The following is a 7,500-nucleotide window of genomic DNA, read 5'->3' on the forward strand; positions in this document are numbered from 1 at the left end:
GCTGCTTCGAACCCAATTAGGACAAGGTGTGAGAAGCTGCGGTCATGAGCCCGTAAAATTCAGTTCGAGATTACGGGCAAAATGCCGATTTTAGGGATTTGCCCGTAAATCAAAGATCTGCTCCCTGATTCCGCCGAATCAGGGAAATTGATTCACAAAACAAATTGCTGCCGTCTGCACTGCATTTTCATAAAAAAAACCTCGTTCCAAACGAAACGAGGTTTTTTGCTTGCCATTATACCTTTGCTGAATAGTTAGGAGCTTCCTTTGTAATCTGAACATCATGCGGATGCGATTCGCGCAGGCCGGCACCTGTAATCTGAACGAATTGAGCATTTTCGCGGAGAGCCTTCAAATCAGGTGCACCAACATAGCCCATGCCAGAGCGAAGCCCGCCATCCATCTGGTAAACGATATCGGCTACGCTGCCCTTGTATGCAACGCGACCTTCGATACCTTCGGGAACAAGCTTGTTTGCCTCGTTGACGCCGCTTTGGAAGTAGCGGTCTGCTGAACCATGCGTTGAATCCATGGCGCCAAGACTGCCCATGCCGCGGTATGTCTTGAAACGACGGCCTTCATAAATGATTGTTTCACCGGGTGCTTCATCCGTGCCGGCAAGCATTGAACCAAGCATGACTGCATAGCCGCCGGCCGCAAGTGCCTTGACGATGTCGCCGGAGTACTTGATGCCGCCGTCGGCAATGATTGTCTTGCCGTATTCGCGTGCAACGCCTGCTGCATCGTAAACAGCCGTGAGCTGTGGAACGCCGACGCCGGCGATGATGCGGGTCGTGCAGATTGAGCCAGGTCCGATGCCGACTTTGACAACGTCAACGCCTGCTTCGTACAAGGCGCGGGTTGCTTCGGCCGTTGCAACGTTTCCGGCAATCAATGTCGCATCCGGGAAATGTTCTCTGATTTCCTTGATTTTGCGCAGAACGCCTGCGGAATGTCCATGTGCCGTATCGATTACGAGTGCATCAGCGCCTGCATCAAGCAATGCGGCAGCACGTTCAAACGTGTCGCTCGTAACGCCGACTGCAGCCGCAGCCAAAAGGCGACCGTGCTTGTCCTTGGCTGCATTCGGAAATTCAACGACCTTTTCGATGTCCTTGATCGTAATCAGACCAACAAGCTGACCTTCGGCATTAACCAAAGGAAGCTTTTCGATCTTGTGCTGCTGCAGGATTTCCGCTGCCTTTTCCAATGAAGTGCCTTCCGGCGCAGTGATCAGGTTTTCCCTTGTCATGACCTTGCCGATTTCAACGGTATGATCTTCAACAAAGCGGATGTCGCGGTTCGTAATAATGCCGCAGAATTTGCGATTTTCGAGAGTTTCAACGATTGGAACACCACTGATTCTGTATTTGCGCATCAAACCGTCTGCCTCAAGCACGGAGTTTTCAGGCGTAAGGTAGAACGGATCGATGATAACGCCGCTTTCAGAGCGTTTTACTTTACGCACTTCATCAGCCTGCTGTTCAATCGACATGTTCTTGTGGATGACGCCAAGACCGCCCTGACGTGCCATTGCGATTGCCATGGCCGATTCCGTGACCGTATCCATGCCGGCACTGATGATTGGGATATTGAGCTTCAAATTATCTGCAAGTTGAACGCTGAGGTCAACATCATTTGGTAAAACATGGCTTTCAGCCGGAATTAATAAGACATCGTCAAAGGTCAGGCCTTTTTTGACAAATTTAGTATCCCAATTGGACATTTTAAGAACTCTCCTTTAATATAGTTATTTTTTGTTTGTCTTATAATGTACAAAAAATTTCTAAGAATTGCAAGGAATCTTAGTGAATTCTTAGCATTATCATCAAAATTACATCATTTACCATGATAATAGTTCGTAATTTACTCTCTTTAACGGCTTAAACTATCCGAAAACACACTTAATTATTCGTTATATGCAATCATTCCAAATAATTTAACCGCATTTTTTCATAATCCTCTTTGCTGACGTTCAGATATTCGAAGCAGAAATCACGGACGTTTCCAGAGATTATCTCAATCGTCTTCTCCAGAATCAGAAAATGTTCCTTCCTCACGCCCAGATACGAATTGAGCCTTTCAGCCAGCTCGTTGCCCTGTGAACTTTCCACGATGGCATTCTGCTCTCTGGCAGTTCTTTCTGAAAAAGCCAGGTTGGTCAGCATGAAGTCTTCAAGCACAGTTTCCCTTTTCACGCCAAGCAGCCCCAAAAACAAGAAGGCGCCGATGCCGGTCCGGTCCTTGCCGGCAACACAGTGAAATGCCAGGCTTCTTCCTTCCCCGTCATTTTCAACGAGTGCCTGGAACATCTTGCCGTAAGCTTCCCTCGCATGCGGATCAACCAGCATTTTGACGTACGTTTCTTCGGCAAAGCCGAGACCGTTTCTGGACAACGCACTGTATTTTGCAATGCCGACGTCTTCCAGAAGCGAATGATCAAGCGGATAGACCGATGCCAGAACGTGCCTGGTACCTTCAGGAAGCCTGTCCGGACCATAATTCCGCTCGCTCTCAGAACGAAGGTCAACGACGCAGCTGAGCCCGTATTCAGCAAGCTTTCTGAGATCGGATTCGGTCAAATAGGACATGCTGCCGCAACGCAACGCCTTGTGCCACTTCGTCGTATAGCCGTCAAGCGTCTGGTACCCGCCAAGTTCGCGGAAATTAACGCCGCTTTCCAAATTCAAGAAACGTTCCAAATATTTCACCCTCCTTGCAAAAAAACGAGGCAGACTGCCCCGTTTTGCTTACTCTTTTTCTTCCTGATGATGCGAAACTTCCAACCATTCGATGTAGTTGCGGTTAAATTCAGTGACCTTGATGTCAAACTGGCCGATTGTAACGACCGAACCGAGCTTAACCTTGTAGTTTTCAAGCAGATAGCCTGCAATCGTCACGCTCTCCGACTCCTGGAAATCCTTATCGCGGAACTTGAAGTAGCGCTCAAAGTCGTAAAGGGTCGTCTTGCCCGAAACCTTGTATGTTCCGTCTTCATTGTCAATGATGTCCTCGGCCGAAACGTCGTCGGCCTCATCCTTGACGGTCCCGAAGAGTTCTTCATAAATGTCGCGGTCCGTCACGATTCCGCTCGTGCCGCCGTACTCATCCAGAACAACCACGATCGGCGTCTGCTTCTGGACCATGTTCTGCAGAAGTTTCTGAATCGGCGTCACTTCAGGCACTGTAATGATCGTCCGCATGACCTTGCTTACCCGGACGGAGTCATCAACCTGAGCCTGGCGAATCATGTCATAAATGTAGACATAGCCTAAGATCTTGTCCTTGTCGTTGTTGGCAACCACCGGAAAGCGCGTGAACTTCTTCTGCAGATACTTGTTGATTACGCCGCGAACCGTGTCGGTCACGTCAACGACTTCAAGACTCGTACGGTCAATCATGATGTCCTTTGCGACCTTGTCGTTGAAGTCAAATGCACGCTGCATGTAGACAAAGTCATCCTTGTCGATTGCACCGCCGTGCACTGCATTTTTTGAAATATTGAGAATTTCATTCTGCGACAGAACGTCTTCTTCCTCGCCCGCCGGCTTCAGCCCGACAAGCTTGACAATCCCTGAAGCGGAAGCATTCAAGAGCCATACGAACGGGTAGAAGATGACGTGGAAATAGTGCAGCGGCGTCACGATGAACATCATGACCTTCATCGGCATGTCGATGCTGATGTTCTTCGGCACGATTTCAGTAATGACGACTTCAAGGTACGTCAGGATAACGACGCCAAGAACGGCACTGATTGCCACGATGCTCGTCCTGTTCAGCGGCATGAAGCCAAGCAGGTCGGACAAAAGCGTAGCCAGCGTATCAGCGCCGAGCCAACCCAGAATAATCCCAGTTGTCGTGACACCAACCTGCGTTGTAGAAAGATACTCGTTCATATTCGACACCATGTTGAGTGCGAGCTTCAGCTTGCGCTTGTTTCCTTCACCGGCCTCAAGCGCGCTTTCAAGCGCACTCTTGCGGACGGAGACAATTGCAAATTCTGCCGCAACGAAAAATGCAGCAAAATAAAAGACGACGAGAATTATGATCAGATTGGTTAACGCCTGACCATTAGACATATATCACATTCCTCATTTCCTTAGTTAATTTATCTCTATTAATATCTTACCATATTTCAACCGGGTTGATATATAAAAGTTGCTTAATCAAAAAGCCCCTGCCGGATTCAAGATCCAGCGGAGGCTTCTCAATGTTATTTCTGGCTGCCGACAGGAAGAACTGCACCCTTGTACTTCTTGTTGATCCAGTTCTGTGTTGACTTGGACTTCAGAGCCTTGACGAGCTTCTTGATTGCAGGCTTCTTCTGGTCGCCCTTCTGGACTGCAATCAGATTGGCGTATGGAGAAGACTTCTTTTCAAGAGCGATTGCGTCCTTCGTCGGCTTGAGTCCGGCCTGGACGGCATAGTTGGAGTTGATGACAGTTGCATCGGCTTCGTTTGATTCGTAAAGCTTAGGCATCAGCTTTGCCTCAAACGTATGCTTGAACGTGATGTTTCTCTTGTTCGTCTTGATGTCATTGAACGTTGCCGTTTCAAGTTTCGTACCCTTCTTGAGCGTAATCAGCCCCGCATCCTTGAAAAGCTTGAGGACACGTCCGTAATCGGAAACATTGCTTGAAACGTAGACCTTGGCATTCTTCGGCAGTTTCTTCAGGCTCTTGTACTTCTTGGAGTAGACACCGATCGGTTCCAGGTGAATGTCACCTGCATCGACCAGAGTGCCGTGGTTCTTCTTGTTCCAGTCCTTCAAAAACGGAATGTGCTGGAAGTAGTTGGCATCGATTTCGCCGTTTGCAAGCGCCTTGTTCGGCATGATGTAGTCATCGAAGACCTTGATCTTAAGGTTGACGCCCTCCTTTTTCAACTGCGGCTGAACGTGACGCAGGATTTCCGCGTGCGGAGTTGCCGAAGCACCGACAGTGATTGTCGTATCGGCATTCGCCACTGTATTTGAACCAAGAAGAAGAGCTGCTGCTGCGACTGTTGCAGTTAAAATACCTGTAAGTTTTTTCATGATTTCTCACCTCATAAGATTTTTATTAACGTTTATCAATTCGTTTGACGGCAAAGTCGCCGAGATACTGGAAGACAAACACGATAATGACAATGACGACCGTTGCCGCCAGCGTGATTGCGTTGTTGTAGGACTGGAAGCCGTCCGTGTACGCCAGCTGGCCGAGACCGCCGGCACCGATTGCACCGGCCATGGCGGTATACCCGATCAGGGAAATTGCCGTGACGGTAATTCCCGAAACAAGCGCCGGCAGACTCTCCGGAATCAGCACTTTAAAAACCAGCTGCCATTTGGTGGCTCCCATTGATTCAGCTGCTTCAAGCACTCCGCCGTCAACTTCGTGAAATGCAATCTCGACCAGTCTTGCGTAAAACGGTGCAGCTGAGAAGACAAGCGACGGAATTGCCGCCTTCGCACCGGTAATTGCGCCGACAAGCACCTGTGTTACGGGCAAAAGCAGCACGATCAGGATGATGAACGGAATCGAACGGAACACGTTGACGAACAGGGCGACGACCCAGTTCAATGCCTTGACGGCCCTGCTGTTTGAACCTGAAGTTTCGTAAAGAAGCAGGCCAAGCAGAAGTCCGAAAACGGCAACAATCAGAATCGAAACAACTGTCATCCAAACCGTTTCAAATGCCGCCGACCAGAGATTCGGCCAGTTGACGTTCTTAAATTGAAAATATGATGCCAGACCGTTGTTATTCATGATCAATCACCTTCGTTTCCACGCGCAGTTCATGGAACAGCTGAATTGCGCCGTCAATGTCTTCCTTCGTCCCCAGAAGCTGGATGAACAGCGTCCCGATTGTCGAATTGGAGTCGGCAAGCTGGTGAATCGAACCTTCCAGAATGCTCAGCTCAAGTCCGGGGAACTGCCTGATGACCCTTCCGACAACAGGTGTCTCCACCTGGCCGCCGTGAAATCTGAGCTGGACCAGCTGTCCGTTCGGGTAGCGCTCGAGCAGGTCCTTGACGACGCTTTGGGTATCCTTGGTCTGGTTGGCGTCAACCTCTGCATTTACAAAGCGCTTCGTCAGATCTTCCTTCGGATGCGTGAAGACTTCTGCAACCGGCCCTTCCTCAATCACCTGTCCGTTTTCCATCACGGCAACCGTGTCGGCCAGTTTGCGAATGACGTGCATCTCATGCGTGATGATCACAATCGTCAAGTTGAGCCTTTCATTGATCCGTTCGAGCAGATCCAGTACCTCGTCCGTCGTCTGCGGATCAAGGGCGCTCGTCGCCTCGTCGGAAATCAGAATGTCAGGATCGTTCGCCAGTGCTCTGGCAATGCCGACGCGCTGCTTCTGTCCGCCTGAAAGCTGCGACGGATATGCATGGATACGGTCCCCGAGGCCGACGACATCGGCAAGCTCCCTGGCCTTTTTTTCGCGCATCTTCTTATCGACACCTGCAAGTTCCAGCGGAAATTCGATGTTCTGCAGAACGGTCCGCGACCACAGCAGGTTGAAATGCTGGAAAATCATGCCGATTTTCTTTCGCTGCCCGCGAAGTTCAGCCCCCTTGAGTCCGTTGATTTTCTTGCCATCAATAATGACTTCACCTTCCGTCGGCGTTTCAAGACCGTTAAGCATTCTGACCAGGGTACTCTTCCCTGCACCGGAAAAACCGACAATTCCAAAAACTTCGCCGTCCTTGATTTTCAAGTTGACGTCCCGGACCGCTCTGACGGGTCCGTCATCTGTTTCAAACGTCTTCGAGATATTCTTAAATTCAATCATTCTGTCATCACTTCCTAAAAAAATCGTAAAAAAAAAGCTCTCATCCGAAAAAGGACGAAAACCCGCGGTACCACCTTAATTTGCCCGAACCTTCCGATCCAGGCCTCACTGACTACTGACATAGCCTTAAACTTTATCGCATTTCTGCGGACCGCGAGCTTGCACCAACGATCTAACTCGGAGTTCATCTTCAGCATGGCTTTCCGACCTTCCTTCTCAACTCCCGGAAGTTCTCTGTCGAAGTACTCACCATGCCTACTCTTCTCTTCAACGTCATCATACTGTTGACTTAGATACTACAATTATTTATGAAATTTGTCAACACCTTTTCTAATTTTTTATTCTAAAATTCCTAATCAGAATGAATCTTCCGGCATTGGAACGCCGGCGGGGCCGGGAAACAGACTATTTCTTCGATTTTCTGAGTTTTTGATCTGCTTTCGGGCCTGCGCGCCGTATTTTTGCGGGGATTTTCTTCATAGAAACTTTTTCCACGGAAAATACAGTGCCGTCAGTCTCATTCGGATTCATTAATACTCTTGACTCAGCAAAATACTGCTGTCATCCTTTCGATTACGGGCAAATCTCAAAAATAGCCCTTTTGCCCGTAATCCGCGACTGGATTTTACGGGCTCATGACCGCTGCTTCTCACACCTTGTCTTAATCAGGCTCAGACCAGCAACAAGGCTCATGATAAGTTCGTGCCGCGTCGCGAC

Annotated in this window: 6 protein-coding genes; all 6 read right to left on the minus strand. The window is 49.2% G+C overall.

Annotated features, from left to right (window positions below; genetic code table 11):
- Window positions 1-235: 235 nt before the first annotated feature.
- The 6 genes from guaB to V7Z60_RS07950 all read right to left on the minus strand — a co-directional run bounded on the left by guaB (window position 236) and on the right by V7Z60_RS07950 (window position 6,783).
- Window positions 236-1,726 carry an IMP dehydrogenase gene (guaB, locus tag V7Z60_RS07925; protein ID WP_334117295.1) on the minus strand — a complete coding sequence of 497 codons (1,491 nt, stop codon included), beginning with the start codon at window positions 1,724-1,726 and terminating at the stop codon, window positions 236-238.
- A 199-nt stretch (window positions 1,727-1,925) separates the two neighbouring features.
- Window positions 1,926-2,711 carry a tyrosine-protein phosphatase gene (locus tag V7Z60_RS07930; RefSeq protein ID WP_334117296.1) on the minus strand — a complete coding sequence of 262 codons (786 nt, stop codon included), beginning with the start codon at window positions 2,709-2,711 and terminating at the stop codon, window positions 1,926-1,928.
- A 39-nt stretch (window positions 2,712-2,750) separates the two neighbouring features.
- On the minus strand, window positions 2,751-4,079 hold the full coding sequence (locus V7Z60_RS07935; RefSeq protein ID WP_334117297.1) for a hemolysin family protein: 1,329 nt from the start codon (window positions 4,077-4,079) through the stop codon (window positions 2,751-2,753).
- A 134-nt stretch (window positions 4,080-4,213) separates the two neighbouring features.
- Window positions 4,214-5,035, minus strand: a complete 822-nt coding sequence (locus tag V7Z60_RS07940) for a MetQ/NlpA family ABC transporter substrate-binding protein (protein ID WP_334117298.1) — start codon at window positions 5,033-5,035, stop codon at window positions 4,214-4,216.
- A 25-nt stretch (window positions 5,036-5,060) separates the two neighbouring features.
- Window positions 5,061-5,747, minus strand: coding sequence for a methionine ABC transporter permease (locus V7Z60_RS07945; protein ID WP_334117299.1), 687 nt, complete (start codon window positions 5,745-5,747; stop codon window positions 5,061-5,063).
- Window positions 5,740-6,783, minus strand: a complete 1,044-nt coding sequence (locus tag V7Z60_RS07950) for a methionine ABC transporter ATP-binding protein (RefSeq protein WP_334117300.1) — start codon at window positions 6,781-6,783, stop codon at window positions 5,740-5,742. Before V7Z60_RS07950 ends, V7Z60_RS07945 begins: the two co-directional genes overlap by 8 nt.
- Window positions 6,784-7,500: the final 717 nt, after the last annotated feature.

The sequence above is a fragment of the Ligilactobacillus sp. genome (assembly GCF_036846325.1).
Lineage (GTDB): Bacteria > Bacillota > Bacilli > Lactobacillales > Lactobacillaceae > Ligilactobacillus.

Excerpts from the sequence above, each read along its gene's own strand:
- V7Z60_RS07940 (WP_334117298.1), bottom strand. The coding sequence starts at position 5,035 with ATGAAAAAACTTACAGGTATTTTAACTGCAACAGTCGCAGCAGCAGCT.
- V7Z60_RS07935 (WP_334117297.1), bottom strand. The coding sequence starts at position 4,079 with ATGTCTAATGGTCAGGCGTTAACCAATCTGATCATAATTCTCGTCGTC.
- guaB (WP_334117295.1), bottom strand. The coding sequence starts at position 1,726 with ATGTCCAATTGGGATACTAAATTTGTCAAAAAAGGCCTGACCTTTGAC.
- V7Z60_RS07945 (WP_334117299.1), bottom strand. The coding sequence starts at position 5,747 with ATGAATAACAACGGTCTGGCATCATATTTTCAATTTAAGAACGTCAAC.
- V7Z60_RS07950 (WP_334117300.1), bottom strand. The coding sequence starts at position 6,783 with ATGATTGAATTTAAGAATATCTCGAAGACGTTTGAAACAGATGACGGA.